Source organism: Enterococcus avium ATCC 14025, assembly GCF_000406965.1.
GTDB lineage: Bacteria > Bacillota > Bacilli > Lactobacillales > Enterococcaceae > Enterococcus_A > Enterococcus_A avium.
In genome coordinates, this window is the sequence record NZ_KE136362.1 from 110,224 (window position 1) to 128,092 (window position 17,869).

Sequence of the window (17,869 nt, forward strand, 5' to 3'; positions counted from 1 at the left end):
AACAAGGAGGAGAAAAAATGTTAGATATGCTTAAAGCAGGAGTGAATTATATCTTAGACCTTGGTGCGGCAGCGATGTTGCCGATCATCCTGACTATTTTTGGTGTGATCTTAGGGCAAAAGCTAAGCAAGTCGTTTCGAGCAGGTTTAACGGTTGGGATTGGTTTTACCGGATTAAATCTAGTGATTGGCTTACTATCAGATTCCATCGGAAAATCCTCTCAGGCGATGATTGAACGTTTAGGATTGCAGTTAGATATTTTAGATGTTGGCTGGCCGATTGGTGCAGCGATTACCTTTGCGACACCGATTGCAGTCATTTTGATTCCTGTTATCTTTATTTTTAATATTATATTGCTGCGTTTTAACCAGACTAAAACAATGGATGTGGATTTATGGAATTATTGGCATTTGATTTTTCCAGGGGCGATGATTTATTACGCGACAGATTCGATTTGGATTGCCATTGTTTGTTCTTTAGTAAATACCTTCATTATTTTTAAACTAGCCGATTGGACAGCACCAGCGGTAGAGCATTTCTTTGGATTACCGGGAATTTCGCTGCCCCATGGAGAGACGGTCAACTTTGCGCCGCTGACTTATGCATTGAACCGACTATGGGATAAAATTCCAGGCATCAACAAAATCGATATCAATGCAAAAAATCTAAAGGAACGTTTGGGTATTTTTGGCGAACCGATGATGATCGGGTTGGTCCTAGGTGTTGGTATGGGTTTACTGGCAGGATATGATTCACAGGCGATTATCCAGTTAGGCGTGCAAACATCTGCGGTAATGATCTTGATGCCGAGAATGGTTGCTCTATTAATGGAGGGTCTAGCACCGATTGCTGAAGGTGCGAAAACCTTTATTCAAAAGCGTTTCCCAGGAAAAGAGGTTTATATCGGGTTAGATGCGGCGGTTGTAACAGCGCATCCAGCGATTATTACCGTAGCACTGTTAATGGTACCGATCACGATTTTATTGGCGGCGGTATTGCCATTTAACCGACTGTTGCCATTTGCTGATTTGGCGGTGTTGCCGTTTACTGTGATTTGGTCTGTGGCGGCTTCAAAGGGAAATATTTTCAGAGGATTGCTGAATTCGATCGCTTCGATTTGTATCGTTTTATTCATCGCGACGAATTTAGGTGCATTGACTACAACAATGGCCCATGCGGTAGGCTTTGCCTTTCCTGAAGGTGCAACGATGATCTCAGGGATCGATATGAGCTCCCACATTACTTTATGGATCATGCTGAAATTGATCGATCCATCGAATCTGCCGGCCTTCATGGCAGGCGCCATCGCTTTAGTGATGTACGGTGGACTATGGTTCTGGACGCGAAATGACATCAAAAAGCAATATGGAATCCCAACAGGAAAAGACGATCCTGACAATACAGTTAAAGGAGCCGAGATGAATGAATAAAAAACATATCTTAATCGCTTGTGGAACGGGTGTTGCCACGTCAACGGTCGTATGTATGCGAGTAAAAGAGGAATTGGAAAAAAATAATATTCCCGCAACGGTTGAACAATGCAAAGTAGCTGAACTGCCGTCAAAAATTCATGGGGCTGACTTAGTTGTTACTACTACAGCTTATGAAAGTGATGATATTCCTGTGATTCGCGCATTATCCTTTTTAACAGGTGTAGGAATCGAAGCAGATGTGCAAAAAATCGTGGATATTTTAAGCTAGGAAGTCAATGATTTTTGTACAGAAGCGTGTCTAGCTTAACGACCAGCTGGATAGTTTTGTACGGAAAAAATTTTAAAAACGAAAAAGGAGCAGACCTATGAAAGGGAAAGTTGCGGTAGTCACGGGGGCTGCGAAAGGAATCGGAAAAGCCATTGCAAAAAAATTTGCAGAGGCTGGAGCATTTACAGTGATTTTGGACTTCGACCAAACGAGCGGGGAACAAACCGCGGCGGAATTCTCGCAAGCCTTCGCTGAATCGCTCTTCATTAAGACAGATGTCTCAGATCCCGATTCATTGAAGGCTGCCAGTGAGCAGGTGGTGGCGTATTTTCACCGTCTTGATATTTTAGTGATTAACGCTGGGATCAGTTATCTGCATTCGATAAAAGAAATTACGATCGCGGAGTGGCAGCGTGTACTACGAATTAATTTGGATGGCTCCTTCTATACACTGAAGGCATTCTATGAGCATTTTTCCGACAATGAAGGGAAGATCATCTTCATTACCTCCGGTTCAGCCATCACAGGAACTGGTGGTGGGATGCATTATGCTTCCTCAAAAGCCGGACAGCATGGATTAATGCGAGCAGCTTCGAAAGAGTTTGGACCGAGAGGAATTAATGTCAATGCCATTGCTCCACGAGTGATTCAGACGGATATTTTAGATACACTTTATCCTGATGAGGAAAGCCGACAAGAGTTGTTGAAAAAGATTCCGATTCAACGTATCGGACAACCAGAAGATATCGCCAATCTGGCATTGTTTTTGGCAAGCCCGGAAAGTTCCTATATTCATGGACAGATTATTTTAGCAGACGGTGGACGAACCTATTAAGGAGAACATATGAAAAATATTTTAGTTGTTACAGGTACCTCAGAGAATAAACGCAATTTTGCAGTCAATTACATTGAGTCTTTTATGAAAGACAAAGGGCTGACTGTTAGCGTGGAAGGAAAAAGTATTTACGATGTAACGGAAGTAGCAGACGGAATCTCAGCGATCGTAGCAATCGGTCAGCCGCAATTTACGACGGATGTTCCAATTATCGATGGCACAGCCTTTATCACAAAATTTAATATGGATACCTGTTGCCAGCAACTGCTGGAGAAAATTTAAGCGGCGCAATTTTTGATTTCACAACAAAAAAGCAGCTATGATTCTTTCATCCTTTCATGATTAATGATGAAAAAAGGTTGTCTTTAATCAGGAACAGGCATCCATTATGATAAGGATGAGAAGGAGAACTAGGACTTACTGAAGAAGTAAGGGCGTTATGCTTGGTGGGATTAACTGCCTAAAGTTTAAATGCTAATACCTAGATGTCATTAGGTTCTTATCGTGTATTAGAAATAAGTCATAGTGAAAATCCTCCTTATTGGTCTGGTTTCATCCAATAATTTATGGTTTTCACTATGAATTTTTTTATCTGCTCTTAGATAAATGCCGAAATAAAGAAGTTTGTGAAGGGTCGTGACATTTGTTACGGAAATCGCGTCGTTGGAACATTTTGTAAAGATGAGCTTGTGAATAAAAACATTTGTTGAAAGCGTTGACTCTCGGAGTAAAGCCTCTTATGATGGCATTGTAACATATGTTAAATATAGGAACATATGGTAATGATTGGACGTAATTAAGAAAGATTCGCCTTAGGAGGGAATAAAAGATGAGTTATTCCGACGACGCACGATTACTGACGGAGATTGCTTCAATGTATTACGAAGAAGGAGCCAAACAATCGGAGGTTGCAAAAAAGTTCAATATTAGCCGGTCGCTGGTCTCTAAGTATTTAGCAAAGGCGCGTTCCCTAGGATTGGTAGAAATAATTATTCATGATGATCTGGTTCACCCTTATCGCTTGCTAGAGGAGAAGCTGGTAGAAAAATTTGGTTTGACTGAGGTGATTTGTATTGCGCCGGCAGCGGCTGAAATGTTGAATAAACGGATCGGCATCGCGGCTGGAAAATACTTGTCGCGAATCTTAAAAGGTGATGAAACTATCGGCGTTTCTGCCGGGATGGTCGTTCATGAGGCGGCTCAAAATTTCCTGCCGAAAAATCAAATGGAAAACATTCGTTTTATTCCATTGGTTGGCGGGTTAGGTCAGGAGCATACAGCATTACAGGCCAATGTGGTTTGTGAGATATTTGCCCGCAAAAGTGGCGGAGCGGTGCTAGAGCTCCATGCACCAATTACGGTAGATTCAGCTGAAGCGAAAAAGGTATTCATGGCACAGTCCTTTATCAAAAACGTGTTTGATAAAGGCAAAAAAGCAGATATCGCATTAGTCGGAATCGGCGGGTTACCAGCCTATTCCACTATGACCAAAGCATATTTGCCGAATGAAGAGGTGCCATTAAGAAAGGAATTATCTGCTGGGAATGTCTCGGGAGATATTTGCTACAACTTTATTGATGAGGAGGGAAAACTTGCGGATTGTACGTGGAATGATCGAGTGTTAGCGATCAGTTTGGCGGAATTGAAGAAGATTCCAAAACGTATCGGTGTGTCTGGCGGCAAAGAAAAGGTTAGCGGAATTCGTGCAGCGTTAAAAGGCAATTTAGTCAATGTGTTGATCACCGATGAAGAGACAGCGAAAACGTTACTAGACGAAGATAAATAAAATGGAGGCGCATAAATGATGACAGCAACGAAAAACATCTCGATTCCAAATCGAGCAGGTTTGACGGATGAAAACTTAGTAGAGCTTTATCGTACAATGTGGGAAATCCGTTTCTTTGATGAGAAAGTCGATCAGCTCTTTGCAAAAGGCTTGATCCATGGGACGACTCACTTAGCGGTGGGTCAAGAAGCAACAGCAGCAGGTAGCGGAGCGGTTTTGAGAAAAACGGACTGGATCACCGCCACTCACCGCGGACATGGACAAACAATCGCAAAAGGAACGAACATTAATGAAATGATGGCAGAACTATTCGGCCGTACCACTGGAACCAACAATGGAAAAGGCGGTTCGATGCACATCGCTGATTTGGATACTGGAAATCTAGGCGCAAATGGTATCGTTGGCGGCGGTTTCCCGATTGCGACGGGAGCGGCATTAACGTCAAAACTGAAAAAGAATGACACGGTTGCTTTGGCGTATGCTGGCGACGGTTCGACCAATGAAGGAAGCTTCCATGAATCATTGAACTTAGCTTCGATTTGGTCGTTACCAGTAGTCTTCTTCATTGAGAATAATCAATACGGAATGAGCGGACCATTTAAAACTATGATGAATGTTGATCGTTTGTCAGAACGGGCGAAAGCCTATGGCATTGAGGGCATTACGATAGAAGGAAATGATGTCATTGAAGTCATTAATACTACCTATGACGCGGTTGAAAAAGCCCGTCGCGGAGAGGGACCGACCTTGATAGAGGCCATGACCTATCGCTGGAAGGGTCATTCGAAATCTGATGCGAAGAAATACCGTACGAAGGAAGAGGAAGAGGATTGGCGCAAAAATCGCGATCCAATTAAACTGGCTCGTGAAAAATTTGTAGCGGCGGGAATCTTTACTGAAGAAGAAGCGGAAGAAATTCGTCTAGCTGCAAAGCAAGCGATTGAAGATGCAGTGACTTTTGCAGAAGAAAGCCCAATGCCGGCGATCGAAAGCATGTACGAAGACGTTTATTCAGACTAGAGGAAATAGGATGCCAGTTTTACTTCTTGCTTTAGCAAGTTAGTAAAATGGTATGCGTGGTGAGAATCAAACTTATTTTTCTTTTAGAAAAATAAATACGTTAATACGAAATAGGAGGAGCAGAAGATGAGAGAAATCACTTACGCGGAGGCTGTCAGAGAAGCAATGTCTGAGGCGATGCGGGAAGATCAAGATATTTTCATGTTAGGCGAAGACATAGGCGTTTATGGTGGCGCTTTCGGTGTGAGCCGCGGAATGGTGGAAGAATTTGGTGAAGAACGAGTACGCTCAACTCCGATCTCTGAGTCAGTGATCGCTGGAGCAGCAGTTGGTTCGGCTATGACTGGAATGCGTCCGATTTTTGAGATACAATTTTCAGATTTTATTACGATTGCCTTGGATCAGATTGTCAATCAGGCGGCAAAAATTCGTTATATGTACGGTGGGAAAGCGAAGATTCCATTGGTAATGCGGACGCCTGGCGGTTCAGGAACAGGAGCAGCGGCGCAGCACTCGCAAAGTTTGGAAAACTGGACAGCTCATGTTCCTGGGCTAAAAGTCATTCAGCCAGCGACTGCATATGACGCAAAAGGTCTCCTACATGCGGCAATTGAAGACAATAATCCTGTGATGTTTTATGAACATAAGCTTTGCTACCGAACGAGTTCTGATGTACCGGAAGGCAAATACACGATTCCTATCGGTGTAGCGGATATCAAACGCGAAGGTTCTGATATTTCCGTTGTAGCAACTGGAATCATGGTGCATAAAGCGTTGGAAGCTGCAGATATTTTAGCAGAGGAAGGGATTCAAATTGAAGTTGTTGATCCACGGACCTTGGTGCCGTTAGATAAGCAAACAATTATTGACTCAGTGGTTAAAACTGGGAAAGCGGTCGTTGTGACGGAAGCCGTGAAGCGCAGTGGGTTTAGTGCGGAATTAGCCAGTGTGATCGCAGAGGAAGAATGCTTTGATTTCTTAGACGCGCCCATCATTCGTTTAGCCGGAAAAGAAATTCCAATGCCGTATCATCCAGAGCTTGAGAAAAAAGCTGTACCGCAAGTAGAAGACATTGTTGAAGCTTGTCGCGGATTGATGGCATAGGGGGGACTGGAAAATGGCGAATGAAGTATTGATGCCGAAGTTAAGTTCCACGATGGATGTTGGAACGATCACGACGTGGCTGAAAAATGAAGGCGATTCTGTGGAGATCGGGGAAGCAATTTTTGAAGTGATGACCGATAAAATCGCGATCGAAGTGGAAGCCTATGATGAAGGAATTTTACTCAAAAAATATATTGGCGATGGGGAGAGCGCTCCAGTAAATTCTGTAATCGCCTACATCGGTGAAGCTGGGGAAGACGTTCCTGCGGAAATGCCGAGTGGTGAAGCCGAGGCGGCAGTTGAAGAAGAGCCTGAAAAGGCTGCCGAAGCGGTAGCGGAGCCAACGCAGGAACCAGCCGCTGCAACGACTAAAGTTCGGGCAACACCAGCAGCGCGGCGGATTGCCAGAGAAAAGGGAATCGATTTGAAAAAGGTTCAGGGGTCTGGCCCGAAAGGCCGAATCCAAGCAATGGACGTGAAGGGATATCAAGAACCAGCCACAGCTGCTGCATCAAAAGCGGCAGTGACAGAAGGCGAGCTGATTCCTTGGGGCGGCATGCGTAAAGCTATTGCAGACAAGATGTCAGAGAGCAAACAGACGATTCCGCATGTCACCATGAATGCTGAAGTTGATTTAACTAAAGTAATCGAACTGCGGAAGCAATTATTGCCAATGGTAGAGGAACGTACCGATCAACGATTATCCTTCTTAGAGATCATCGCAAAAGCAGCAATGGTGGCGTTAAAGGCATATCCTGAATTTAACGCACATGCGTATGAGGAAGGAATTAAGCAATTTGATCAGGTCAATCTTGGTGTTGCGGTGGCCGTGGACGCAGGTTTAGTGGTGCCAGTCGTAGAGCAAGCCAATCAAATGGGCTTAAGCGATCTGACAGCAGCGGTCAAGGCTATGACAAAGAAAGCTCGTGAGGGTCAATTGATGCCAGCGGAAATGAGCGGCGGCACCTTCACTATTAGCTCGTTAGGCCGCAGCAAGGTGCAAACCTTTAACCCAATCATCAACTTGCCAGAAGTGGCGATTTTAGGTGTTGGTGGAAGCTATGAGAAGCTTGTCGTTGAAGATACGCCAGAAGGACCACAGGTAGCGACAATTACCGCGTTGAATCTATGCCTGTCCTTTGACCATCGAGTGGCTGATGGCGCACCAGCCGCAGCGTTCTTAAGTATGATCGTTGACCTGCTGGAAAATCCAATGAGTTTGTTGCTGTAGAGGAGGCTGACTATGACGAAAAAGACAGATACAGTCGTAATTGGCGCCGGACCTGGCGGTTATGTCGCAGCCATTCGCGCAACGCAATTAGGACAAAAGGTGACCGTAGTAGAAGCAGAGCATATTGGCGGTGTGTGCTTGAATGTCGGATGTATTCCTTCAAAGGCCTTGATCACTGCAGGTCATCGCTATCAAGAAGCACAGCATTCTGACTTTCTAGGCTTGAGTGTCAAGGAAGCACAGCTGGATTTTACGAAGACGCAGCAGTGGAAGGATCAGCAGGTTGTAAAAACACTGACTTCCGGCGTTGGTATGCTCTTAAAGAAAAACGGTGCAGAAGTTATTATGGGGCGGGCCACATTCACAGGTCCGCAGAGCATGAGGCTCACAACGAAAAATGGTGAAGAAAAATTAGAATTCAAACACGCAATCGTGGCAACCGGCAGCCGCCCGATCGAAATTCCCGGCTTTACGTTTGCCGGTCGGGTGCTGGATTCCACTGGCGGATTGAACCTAAAAGAGATTCCGAAGAAGCTGATCATTATCGGCGGCGGGATCGTCGGATCGGAGCTCGGCGGTGCCTATCGTAATCTAGGATCGGAAGTCACGATCATTGAAGGCAGTCCGAATATTGTACCGAATTTTGAAAGTGATATTTCTGAGTTAGTGGCGAAACGTTTCAAGCAAAATGGCGTAGAAGTCTTTACGAATGCGAAAGCCAAAAAAGCTGTTGAAACGACAAATGGTGTGGCAGTAGAGTTTGAAGTTAAAGGTAAAACGCAAATGATCGAAGCAGACTACGTGATGGTAACAGTCGGGCGAAGACCGAATACCGAGAACTTGGGCTTGGAAAAGGCTGGAGTCAAACTGACGGAGAGAAATCTAGTCAAGGTAGATGAACAATACCGAACGTCTCAAAAAAATATTTTTGCTATTGGTGATATCGTTGAGGGCTTAGCACTTGCTCATAAAGCAAGCTATGAAGCGAAGGTCGCGGCAGAAGTCATCGGCGGGAAAAATGTCGCTAAAGATTATCGCGCAATCCCAGCAATCTGTTTTACCGATCCAGAAGTAGCAACAGTCGGTTATACGTTGGCAGAAGCCAAAGCGGAAGGGATCAAAGCTAAGACGGCGAATTTTCCGATGCAAGCAAATGGCCGCGCGTTATCCTTAAATGCGACTGAAGGATTTGTCCGCTTAGTGTTTGAAGCGGAGACGGAGCTAATTTTAGGTGCCCAAATCGTCGGTGTCAACGCCAGTGATCTAGTGGCTGAGATCACTCTGGCGATCGAATCTTATCTGACGTTAGAAGATATTTCGCTGACGATCCATGGGCATCCTACATTATCCGAGATGGTGATGGATGCTTGTGAAGTTGGGTTAGGCTTGCCGATTCATATGTAAAAAAGGTTATGCCGGAAAAAGTTGCTTCTTAGGGAATATATAAAACAGGTGTCTTTCTAAGTTTTGAGAGAGACACCTGTTTTTAGTCTATTTCTTTCCTAATTCTTCATCTTTACGAATCGTAGCATCGATTCCCTTAATCACTGTTGAGATAAAGGCGTTGTCTTCTAGTTCAACGATTCCAGCGACGGTTGTTCCGCCGGGTGAGCTTACGCGGTCGATTAGCTCCCATGGATTTTCTTTACTGTAGGCTAAGGTCTCGGCACTGCCTAGAATTGCTTGGGTTGCCATTTCTAGCGCGATATTTTTTGGCAAGCCATTTTTCACCGCTGCACGAGCAATCGAATCAATAAATAAGAAGGTGTAAGCAGGTGAACTGCCAGCGATCGCTGTGAAGATGGAGAAATATTTTTCTTCTAGCGGCCAGGCTTTGCCGACTGCATTAAATAGATCGATAATCGTTGCGACGTCTTCTTTTGTGGCACTTGGATTTCCGCAAACAGCCGCTGCGCCTTCACCGACCATCGCATTCATATTCGGCATGACACGTACAATTCGAATCGGTTGATCCGTTTCAAATACTTCATAAATAGCCTCGGTGCTTGTCCCAGCAGCAATAGAGACGATCAATGGATCATTTTGCAGGATTGCGTCTTTTGCCTCTAATAAGACTCCCTTAATAACATTTGGTTTGACCGCTAAAATTAAGGTGTCGACTGTTTTAATAACTTCTTGCGGATCACTAAGTGCATGAGCACCGATTTTTTCGGCGAATGCTTGGACTTTCTCTGTTGCGATATCATATAAGTAAATGTTTTCTGGTTTGCTAAAGCCTTTTTGAACCATTCCTTCAACAATTGCAGATGCCATATTGCCGGCACCAATAAAACCAATTTTCATTGTACATCCTCCTTGTTTTTAATCCGTTTAACTGCGGAAAGTGTTTGAATCAAATGTTTAAAATGCCTAAATATGGTACAATCAATAAAGAAATTATATGCTTATTGAGCCTTATTTAAAATAGTGTAGACAAAGAAGAAAGTGTTTGATTCTAAGGTGGGATAAAATGGAGGTAACAAAAGCGCAGTACACCAGCTTCTATCAATTTCTAAAAACATTGGATTGCTACTTAGTTGGGGATGGTCAGATGAGTGATGAGGTTCAACGCTTTGCTGATAATCCGCAGCGGGAAATCGCGGCCTTTGTAACAAAGGAGACAAGGGATCGGATCGAGGTTCCTACTGGTTTCATACGTATATTGTACGTGATGAAAGGAGCTGTGTCTGTCAGGATTGATGGTTCAGAAAAGGCGTTGAGGACTGGAGGATTGATCATTGCTAATGAGGGCACGATTCTTTCCTATCAGGGCAACTTAGAAACGGAAATCATTGCTTTTTATTTTAAAGCAGGCTACTTTACGGAATCGCTTTTAGGACAGTTTTTTGAAGAGCCGCTGCTTTATCGTTTTTTTGTTGAAGCTTTGAGTGTTGAATTGAGCGATGTTCCACGTTTTTTGATTTATGACTTTGCGGAGGTAACGGATGTGCATTTTTACGCGCTGTTACTGCTGAAGCAAGTGGTTAAGATGGAATACTTTAACAATAAAGTGACCAAATCTGCATTTGTTCTTTTGATCGTGGAAATTAGTCAAGCAGCACCCGAACGGCTGATCGCAAAGGACAACTTCGTATCGAATGGACAATTAACAGAGGAGATTTTAACCTATGTCGATGCTCGGTTAGAACAAGTGACCTTAGAGGAGGTTGCTCAAAAATTTCATTTTCATCCGAATTATTTGTCAAGTCTGTTAAAGGAAAAGACGGGGCACACGTTTACTGAGCTTGTTTTGTTTAGAAGAATCGAACGCTGTAAAAGCTATTTGGAGCAAACGGATCTAACCATTCAAACAATCATAGAGCGCTTGGGGTACAAGGATAAAGCCTTTTTTTATAAACGCTTTAAGCAGCTTGTAGGAGTTACACCGCGCCAATACCGAAAAATGCGAGAGGAAGAAAACTAATGTATGAAGAACTTTTTGACGACGTTCATTTGACCGTTGTGGAGCAGCCGATTGACTGGGTAAGGGAATTGCCGCTTTATCGTGGGCACATTAAGGAGTTGCCGTTTATCACAGGAGAAGGACCTTCGAAAAAAGCGATGTATCGCCAGTTAGCGGAGCAATACCAGGAATATGCAGCCTTGAATCAGGTGGAGGATAAAGAGGAAGATATGACCTCTTCATTATTAACACCGGAGCAGTTACTGAAATATTATGATGGTGAGACCTTCGACGGTTTTTCTTTAGGTGATTTATTAAAGGACGAGTAAAGCAAGTTTGTATACCTTTTCAATGATTTCCGCTAGACTAAAAAGAAAAAGGGCGTGAAGTGATGTCACCGATTGAAGAATACATCAATGATGCTGAAAAGGACCAACAACCAATGCTTAAGGAAATCTATCAACTTATTAAAGAAATGCTCCCAGTCGAAACCACTGAAAAACTCTCTTATGGTATGCCAACCTTCTATTTAACGGAAAATTTGGTTCACTTTGGCGCGATGAAAAAACACCTAGGTTTTTATCCGACACCAAGTGCGATGTCGGCATTTGAGAAACAACTGAAGGATTATAAAACATCAAAAGGTGCTTTACAAATTCCATATACGAAAGAGTTGCCGATAGAATTGATTACAAAGATGGTCCGTTTTCGTCTAAAGGAAGTGGTGGAGAAAAATGCTTAAGGGAATAGAGATTATGCTATATGTCGATGATGTCGCGGGAGCCGCAGCTTTTTGGCAGGAAGGATTAGACGGGAAAATTGCTTCGCAGCAAACCATGCCGGATGACTCTTTACAGGTGACGGTAGAATTATTTGAAGCGGTCCAGCTGGTTCTATTTGATCGCCACTTTATTGAAGAGGTGTCACCGGAGGTAGTTGATAACTTTCCTTCGCTGCTATTAAAGGTAACTGATTTAGACAGCTATCATGAGCGACTGAAAAGACTTAGTCCGAATATAAATCCTATGATGGAGCAAGGCGGAAAGCGTCTATTCAATTTCGCCGATCCTGAAAATAATTATTTTGTGTTGAGTGAATGACCTTCAAGTAATTGAGGGTTATTTTTTTTGAAAGCATAATGCAGCTATGAAATAGCAATCCGTTATTAAAACTCATTGAAACCTAGCTGCTTTATTTGACGAATATCATCAAACTATTACTTGATTTAAGTCAAAATTCTTGTGAATTGTTGTATTATCTTAAGAGGAAAAAGAGCTTTCATTGATTATTTTATTTAAAGGAGAGTATTATGGTACAAATTTTGTTGGGACTGTTAGGCGTCCTATTGGTTTATTATCTTTTTTATTTTGTTCGCGATTTGATTGCTGAACGTGGAAACTGGGGCGGTGGGAACTTCTTGGTTTCTGGTGTGATTGGTTTTATTACTGACGCGATGGATACGCTGGGAATCGGAAGCTTCGCGCCAACGACGATGCTGCTGGAAACGACGAAGCAATTAGACAATGACCGTCAATTGCCGGGAACATTGAACGTTTCTCACACAGTTCCAGTTATTATTGAAGCATTTATTTTTATTACAGTTGTCAAAGTAGCACCGCTAACCTTATTTTCATTAGTTCTCGCAGCAATCATAGGTTCGTATGTTGGTTCAAAAACCGTCAGCAAGCTGCCTGAGAAAAAAGTGCAGTTTTATATGGGGATCGCGTTGATTATCACTGCGGCCTTGATGGCGTTGAAGCAATTAGGCCTACTTGATTTATTAGGAACAGGCAATCATTTGACCAGCTTGACGGGGATAAAATTGATTGTCGGTATTGTCGGAAACTTTATTTTAGGCGCATTAATGACGATCGGTGTAGGTCTATACGCACCATGTATGGCAATGGTATACATGCTAGGCTTGAGTCCATTAGTCGCTTTTCCTATCATGATGGCTTCTTGTGCCGGATTGATGCCGGTTGCAGGAACAAACTTTATTAAATCAGGTGATTATTCTCGTAAGGTCAGCCTTGGAATTACGATCGGCGGAATCATTGGAGTGATTATCGCGACGCGTTTTGTCACTGGTTTAAATATGAACGTATTGACTTGGGTTGTGATTGCGGTAGTTCTTTATTCAGGCTTTACTTACATCCGTAAGGGAATGCAGGTGGTTACAGGTAGTTTGAAGAAGTCTTAGAGAGAAATCTCTAGGGCTTTTTTTAAATTCAGTGAAAGAAGCTATTCATGCATTGATTTTTGACGGATAATAAATGAAAGAAATTACTGATAGGAGACATTATGGATCAGGAGTTATTGATTATTGAATTGCTTTCTGCGGCGGAGCCGATATACAAGCGAGCAAGAAAGAATCGCCAAAAAAATCTGGTGTCTGCCTTTTTATTTTTAATAATCGCAAGTGTGCTCTTTTTTGGAATCGGCAGTTTTGTCTATCAGCAGTTAGAAATGCGTGTACGCTCGATCGACAGCGGCTATTGGTTACGGGGATTTTATCATTTTTCTCTCGTGCTGGGACTGCTTAGTGTGCTCGCAGTGGTGCTCTTTTTCATTGTAAACGTGATTCAAGGAATCGAGCTGCGCCGTTCGTTCCAACGATTTTTGGAACGACAGGTGAAAAAAGCTGCGAAATACCCGGTCGTCTATCAAGATCAGGAGGCCTATTATTTAGCGGAAGAAAAGCGAAAGCCCGTGATTCGTCTATTAAAAATAGAATGTATTGAATTAACGACGACCTTCGACGGCGCGACGATCTATTTAGGCAATTATCAAGAGTTTTGGGGCTTTTCTACCGTTCAATTATTTGTGGTCAATGAAGACCCCGAGCGATTACCAATGACCTTTCCAAAAGCACAGGAAGTAAATCAGAAATGGGTGCTTCTGATGATCAGCCTGCTTTTTCTAGGAGCAGCCGGGGTATTTACGTATGATGGACTGAATCGTCATCAAAATCTTTATGGTGGTCATTCAGAACCAGCGAAGTCCATAGCATCAAGCGAAGCTGCACCACTTTCGAGCGATGATTTGATAGTCCAGCAGGGAACGGCACCAGAAAAACGGACGAATCAGGCCAATCAATTGGATTTGAATAATGAAACCCATGAGCTATATATGACGACCGATAGCGGAAGTACTTGGTCATATTTGTACCATTGAAACCAGAATGGATGCGCTCTGGCAGCTATTTGTTAACTAGCGGCGAGATTCCGCTGGGCTATTGGATGGATAAAACCTATAATATTGCGCCAGATTTTTCTTGGTTTATTTATTCGGATAACGAAAAAGAGTTGTCTTTCTTATTTTCCCACGATCAAGGGAAGACATGGCAAAAATCCCTCGTCTCAGAGAATGCTCAGAGGATTCGTTATCGCAAGGCGCAGTTTTTCGCTGATGGCAGCGGTGTACTGGTTTATTCTAATGCTTCACCAGAGGTATCTTCGGAAGGATTAGAAATCTTCCAAACGAATGATTTTGGTAAAACGTGGTCTAGAAGCAATGGGACAACCATTAATCAGCCGGTTCAAAATGTTAGCTTTGTCAATCCGACACTGGGCTTCGTTTCTACTCGGGAGAACCTATACTACACTAATAATAGCGGCAGTTCCTTCAAAGAAGCGGTCGTGACAATTCCCGCGGATTATCAGACCGGTGGATTGGATCTTTTCCAAACGCCCAACGAGGTGACACAGGTCAGTACCAATCAACTAGAAACGAAATTCTATTTATTGAAAATGGCGGGGATTGATCAGGGGAAAATGTTTGCTTGCCTGTATCGTTCTTCTGATAATGGCGAGACGTGGCAATTTGCCGAACAGCTATCGGAAGTAAAGCCGACTGAATAAGTTTACACTCTAGCCTTTTCTTGCTATACTGCTCGGTTACAGAAAAAAGATGATGGAGTGATTCGATGGAAGCTAGATTGGATAAAGGCCCGTTTTATCATGGAACAAAAGCTGATTTACAAGTTGGAGACTTACTAGAGGCTGGAAAAAAATCAAACTATGGCAAACAAGCTAAAGCGAATTTTGTTTATTTTTCGGCGACAATGGATGCGGCAATCTGGGGTGCTGAACTGGCGTTAGGAGATTCCCCACAACGGATTTATCAAGTGGAACCGACGGGAGTTTTTGAGGACGATCCTAATGTTACGAATAAAAAATTTCCCGGAAATCCCACTCGCTCGTATCGCACGCGTCAGCCTATAAAGGTTGTTGGTGAGGTAAGAGAATGGACTGGGCACTCAGAGGAGCAGCTGCAAACAATGTTGGCTCATGTCGAAAAAATGAAGCAGCAGGGTATCGAGGCCATTAATGAATAATCGACTTGCCATTGTCAGTGTTTTTATCTGACAATACGCAGCCAGAGCGCAGCTTCCAACTGGATAAATTGTACTTTAAAACAACCGTTATCCCAAATATCGATGAAACGACAACCCAAGCTTTGGAAGAAATGGTTCCGTTGTATATTAGCTTAATTTAATTTTACAGGATCGATCGTAGGTTATTGCGGTCGATTTTTTTGTTTTCTTGATAGCTGTCAATTATTTCTCCTTAGGATCTTTGTAAACTAATAGTGAAAAGAAGAGGAGTGAGAAAAATGATGTATCAGAAGGAAATAATCGCACACAAAAAAGCCATCACCTTCGTCAGCGGCTTCTTTATTGTCGTAGCGATTGCCGCCAAAGTCCTATTCCATCAAATGACAGTCTACGATAGTGGGATGGCACTGGCATCGATTTTTGGTGCGGCACCAATTGCGATTCAAGCATATCAAGCAGCGAAGGTGAAGGTCATCAGTATTGATTTGTTAGTCACCATTGCGGTGGTTGGTGCGTTCATTATTGGCGAATACAATGAATCAGCGATCGTGACCTTCCTGTTTTTACTAGGCCATTTACTTGAGCAAAAAACATTGGAGCGTACCCGCTCAGCAATACAAAAACTAGTAAAGCTGGCACCTGCAACGGCTTGGAGACTGATAGGAAATGCCGCAGAAGAAATCGACATTGATGAAGTCACAATTGGTGATCGTTTATTAGTTAAAACAGGAGCACAGGTTCCTGTGGACGGGTATGTGATCGAAGGGACCGGCTATCTTAATGAAGCAAATGTTACCGGCGAATCAAATCCGGTATTTAAGGAAAAGAACGATCAGGTATTTGCTGGAACGTTCTTGGAAAATGGCACGCTAAAAGTCGAAGCGCAACGAGTTGGTGAAGAAACAACTTTTGGAAAAATTATCGAGTTAGTGGAAGAGGCGCAAGACAGCAAGTCATTGGCAGAACGTTTTATTGATCGCTTTGCCAAGTATTACACTCCGCTTATTTTAGTTTTAGCCGCGCTTGTTGGGATAATGACACGAGATGTTCGCTTAGCAATCACGATTCTGGTACTTGGATGTCCGGGGGCGCTGATTATCGGGGTGCCTGTGTCGAATGTTGCGGGAATCGGAAATGGTGCGAAGAACGGCATCTTGATTAAGGGTAGCGAAGTAATGAATACCTTTAGCCGTGTGAATACGATGGTTTTTGATAAGACGGGGACGTTGACTAACGGAAAACCTAGTGTAGCGTTCGCAAAAGCTTATGGAAATCAAGCGCGTGACTATTTACTTTTAGCAGCAGCCATCGAAAGTGAATCTGATCATCCGCTAGGACGGGCGATTGTTGATTATGTAGAGGATAAGGCAAAAACAGCAGAGATCAAAGTGACGGATACAGTGGTTGAAAAGGGCAAGGGAATGATCGCAACAGCTGACGGGGTTCAATTAACAATTGGCAACAAAGCACTGATGCAGGAGCAGAGTATTTCACTTCCGGCTGTCGTGAAGTCTGATGTCGAGCAATTACAGCTGCAAGGTCATTCAATCGTCTTCGTAGCAGCAGAAAATCAAGTGGTGCAGGTGATTGGAATCAAAGATCAACTTCGTCCAGAAGCAGCGGAGACGCTCGATAAGCTAAAGAAAAATGGCATTAAGCGCTTGATCATGTTATCCGGTGATAATCAAACAACATCTGAAATCGTTGGGAAAGAATTAGGCTTATCTGAAATTTATGGTGAACTGCTGCCTGAAGAAAAGTCAGCCTTTATCCATCAATTACAGGAAGCTGGGGAGATTGTTGCCTTTGTTGGAGATGGGATCAATGACAGTCCTTCGATTGCACTAGCTGATATCGGCATTGCTATGGGCGGCGGAACAGACGTGGCGGTGGAAACCTCAGATATTGTATTGATTCAGTCAAAACTAGAAAAGCTGGTCCATGCGTATCGTCTAACGAAAAAAACAGTGGTGAACATGAAGGAGAATATTGCGATTGCGATTGGGACTGTTCTATTTTTACTGATTGGTTTGATTTTTGGTTATGTCTATATGGCTAGTGGAATGTTCTTCCATGAATTAAGTATCCTAGTGGTGGTCATTAATGGGATGCGTTTGCTTTCTTATCACACAAAAAATTCAAAACTTGATAGAAATCAATTTATTATGGAACAGGACTCAGTAGAATAGGAGTATCAAGAGAAATGAGGGGGAAAACAACCATGAAAAGAGTCATTATTCAATTAGGCACCTTAACGTGTCCATCATGTATGCAAAAAATTGAGAACGCGGTGGGTCAGCAAGAGGGTGTTGATAAGGTAAAAATTCTATTTAACGCTAGTAAAGTCAAAGTGGATCTTCGTTCAGATGAGACGAGCCCAGATGCTTTAAAAAAGGTTATTGAAGATTTAGGATACGAAGTAGAAGCAATGAAAGTAAAGGAGTTGGCATAAA

At 43.1% G+C, this 17,869-nt stretch carries 18 protein-coding genes and 1 pseudogene; 18 read left to right on the forward strand and 1 reads right to left on the reverse strand.

The window, feature by feature from the left end; genetic code table 11:
- The first annotated feature begins 17 nt into the window (after positions 1 to 17).
- From OMU_RS07610 to lpdA, 9 genes are all read left to right on the forward strand, one after another.
- Complete coding sequence (locus OMU_RS07610) at positions 18 to 1,430, forward strand: PTS galactitol transporter subunit IIC (RefSeq protein ID WP_016179362.1); 1,413 nt, start codon at positions 18 to 20, stop codon at positions 1,428 to 1,430.
- Positions 1,423 to 1,701 carry a PTS sugar transporter subunit IIB gene (locus OMU_RS07615; RefSeq protein ID WP_016179363.1) on the forward strand — a complete coding sequence of 93 codons (279 nt, stop codon included), beginning with the start codon at positions 1,423 to 1,425 and terminating at the stop codon, positions 1,699 to 1,701. Before OMU_RS07610 ends, OMU_RS07615 begins: the two co-directional genes overlap by 8 nt.
- Positions 1,702 to 1,798: 97 nt before the next feature.
- Positions 1,799 to 2,536 (forward strand): SDR family NAD(P)-dependent oxidoreductase, encoded by a 738-nt coding sequence (locus tag OMU_RS07620; RefSeq protein ID WP_016179364.1) that lies wholly within the window; start codon positions 1,799 to 1,801, stop codon positions 2,534 to 2,536.
- Positions 2,537 to 2,545: 9 nt separating this feature from the next.
- On the forward strand, positions 2,546 to 2,818 hold the full coding sequence (locus tag OMU_RS07625; RefSeq protein ID WP_016179365.1) for a PTS sugar transporter subunit IIB: 273 nt from the start codon (positions 2,546 to 2,548) through the stop codon (positions 2,816 to 2,818).
- Positions 2,819 to 3,365: 547 nt separating this feature from the next.
- Positions 3,366 to 4,322, forward strand: coding sequence for a sugar-binding transcriptional regulator (locus tag OMU_RS07630; RefSeq protein ID WP_016179366.1), 957 nt, complete (start codon positions 3,366 to 3,368; stop codon positions 4,320 to 4,322).
- A 15-nt stretch (positions 4,323 to 4,337) separates the two neighbouring features.
- Entirely contained in the window at positions 4,338 to 5,342 is a 1,005-nt protein-coding gene (locus OMU_RS07635; protein WP_016179367.1) for a thiamine pyrophosphate-dependent dehydrogenase E1 component subunit alpha, read from the forward strand.
- A gap of 126 nt (positions 5,343 to 5,468) precedes the next feature.
- Complete coding sequence (locus tag OMU_RS07640; protein WP_016179368.1) at positions 5,469 to 6,446, forward strand: alpha-ketoacid dehydrogenase subunit beta; 978 nt, start codon at positions 5,469 to 5,471, stop codon at positions 6,444 to 6,446.
- A gap of 13 nt (positions 6,447 to 6,459) precedes the next feature.
- Positions 6,460 to 7,677, forward strand: a complete 1,218-nt coding sequence (locus OMU_RS07645; RefSeq protein WP_016179369.1) for a dihydrolipoamide acetyltransferase family protein — start codon at positions 6,460 to 6,462, stop codon at positions 7,675 to 7,677.
- Between the two features lie 12 nt (positions 7,678 to 7,689).
- Positions 7,690 to 9,081: a dihydrolipoyl dehydrogenase gene (lpdA, locus tag OMU_RS07650; RefSeq protein WP_016179370.1), complete on the forward strand. Its 1,392-nt coding sequence runs from the start codon at positions 7,690 to 7,692 to the stop codon at positions 9,079 to 9,081.
- A gap of 87 nt (positions 9,082 to 9,168) precedes the next feature.
- On the opposite strand, the gene proC is transcribed toward lpdA, so the two are convergent.
- Positions 9,169 to 9,981 carry a pyrroline-5-carboxylate reductase gene (proC, locus tag OMU_RS07655; protein WP_016179371.1) on the reverse strand — a complete coding sequence of 271 codons (813 nt, stop codon included), beginning with the start codon at positions 9,979 to 9,981 and terminating at the stop codon, positions 9,169 to 9,171.
- 166 nt (positions 9,982 to 10,147) lie between these two features.
- Here proC and OMU_RS07660 point away from each other — a divergent pair, with 166 nt between their 5' ends.
- The 9 genes and pseudogenes from OMU_RS07660 to OMU_RS07700 all read left to right on the forward strand — a co-directional run bounded on the left by OMU_RS07660 (position 10,148) and on the right by OMU_RS07700 (position 17,868).
- Entirely contained in the window at positions 10,148 to 11,101 is a 954-nt protein-coding gene (locus tag OMU_RS07660) for a helix-turn-helix transcriptional regulator (protein WP_016179372.1), read from the forward strand.
- Positions 11,101 to 11,409 (forward strand): hypothetical protein, encoded by a 309-nt coding sequence (locus OMU_RS07665; RefSeq protein ID WP_016179373.1) that lies wholly within the window; start codon positions 11,101 to 11,103, stop codon positions 11,407 to 11,409. Before OMU_RS07660 ends, OMU_RS07665 begins: the two co-directional genes overlap by 1 nt.
- 62 nt (positions 11,410 to 11,471) lie before the next feature.
- Entirely contained in the window at positions 11,472 to 11,822 is a 351-nt protein-coding gene (locus OMU_RS07670; RefSeq protein ID WP_016179374.1) for an iron chaperone, read from the forward strand.
- Entirely contained in the window at positions 11,815 to 12,180 is a 366-nt protein-coding gene (locus OMU_RS07675; protein WP_016179375.1) for a VOC family protein, read from the forward strand. The genes OMU_RS07670 and OMU_RS07675 overlap by 8 nt, the downstream gene beginning before the upstream one ends.
- A 209-nt stretch (positions 12,181 to 12,389) precedes the next feature.
- A complete protein-coding gene (locus tag OMU_RS07680) occupies positions 12,390 to 13,280 on the forward strand; it encodes a sulfite exporter TauE/SafE family protein (RefSeq protein ID WP_016179376.1) in 891 nt (296 codons plus the stop codon).
- A gap of 101 nt (positions 13,281 to 13,381) precedes the next feature.
- A pseudogene (locus OMU_RS24065) lies at positions 13,382 to 14,940 on the forward strand (WD40/YVTN/BNR-like repeat-containing protein).
- Positions 14,941 to 15,005: 65 nt separating this feature from the next.
- Positions 15,006 to 15,416, forward strand: coding sequence for an NAD(+)--rifampin ADP-ribosyltransferase (gene arr / locus OMU_RS07690; RefSeq protein WP_016179379.1), 411 nt, complete (start codon positions 15,006 to 15,008; stop codon positions 15,414 to 15,416).
- A gap of 278 nt (positions 15,417 to 15,694) precedes the next feature.
- Complete coding sequence (locus OMU_RS07695) at positions 15,695 to 17,605, forward strand: heavy metal translocating P-type ATPase (protein WP_016179380.1); 1,911 nt, start codon at positions 15,695 to 15,697, stop codon at positions 17,603 to 17,605.
- A 32-nt stretch (positions 17,606 to 17,637) separates the two neighbouring features.
- A complete protein-coding gene (locus OMU_RS07700; RefSeq protein ID WP_016179381.1) occupies positions 17,638 to 17,868 on the forward strand; it encodes a heavy-metal-associated domain-containing protein in 231 nt (76 codons plus the stop codon).
- Position 17,869 lies beyond the last annotated feature (1 nt).

Coding starts and splice junctions, on each gene's coding strand:
- OMU_RS07610 (WP_016179362.1), top strand. CDS start 18: ATGTTAGATATGCTTAAAGCAGGAGTGAATTATATCTTAGACCTTGGT.
- OMU_RS07615 (WP_016179363.1), top strand. CDS start 1,423: ATGAATAAAAAACATATCTTAATCGCTTGTGGAACGGGTGTTGCCACG.
- OMU_RS07620 (WP_016179364.1), top strand. CDS start 1,799: ATGAAAGGGAAAGTTGCGGTAGTCACGGGGGCTGCGAAAGGAATCGGA.
- OMU_RS07625 (WP_016179365.1), top strand. CDS start 2,546: ATGAAAAATATTTTAGTTGTTACAGGTACCTCAGAGAATAAACGCAAT.
- OMU_RS07630 (WP_016179366.1), top strand. CDS start 3,366: ATGAGTTATTCCGACGACGCACGATTACTGACGGAGATTGCTTCAATG.
- OMU_RS07635 (WP_016179367.1), top strand. CDS start 4,338: ATGATGACAGCAACGAAAAACATCTCGATTCCAAATCGAGCAGGTTTG.
- OMU_RS07640 (WP_016179368.1), top strand. CDS start 5,469: ATGAGAGAAATCACTTACGCGGAGGCTGTCAGAGAAGCAATGTCTGAG.
- OMU_RS07645 (WP_016179369.1), top strand. CDS start 6,460: ATGGCGAATGAAGTATTGATGCCGAAGTTAAGTTCCACGATGGATGTT.
- lpdA (WP_016179370.1), top strand. CDS start 7,690: ATGACGAAAAAGACAGATACAGTCGTAATTGGCGCCGGACCTGGCGGT.
- proC (WP_016179371.1), bottom strand. CDS start 9,981: ATGAAAATTGGTTTTATTGGTGCCGGCAATATGGCATCTGCAATTGTT.
- OMU_RS07660 (WP_016179372.1), top strand. CDS start 10,148: ATGGAGGTAACAAAAGCGCAGTACACCAGCTTCTATCAATTTCTAAAA.
- OMU_RS07665 (WP_016179373.1), top strand. CDS start 11,101: ATGTATGAAGAACTTTTTGACGACGTTCATTTGACCGTTGTGGAGCAG.
- OMU_RS07670 (WP_016179374.1), top strand. CDS start 11,472: ATGTCACCGATTGAAGAATACATCAATGATGCTGAAAAGGACCAACAA.
- OMU_RS07675 (WP_016179375.1), top strand. CDS start 11,815: ATGCTTAAGGGAATAGAGATTATGCTATATGTCGATGATGTCGCGGGA.
- OMU_RS07680 (WP_016179376.1), top strand. CDS start 12,390: ATGGTACAAATTTTGTTGGGACTGTTAGGCGTCCTATTGGTTTATTAT.
- arr (WP_016179379.1), top strand. CDS start 15,006: ATGGAAGCTAGATTGGATAAAGGCCCGTTTTATCATGGAACAAAAGCT.
- OMU_RS07695 (WP_016179380.1), top strand. CDS start 15,695: ATGATGTATCAGAAGGAAATAATCGCACACAAAAAAGCCATCACCTTC.
- OMU_RS07700 (WP_016179381.1), top strand. CDS start 17,638: ATGAAAAGAGTCATTATTCAATTAGGCACCTTAACGTGTCCATCATGT.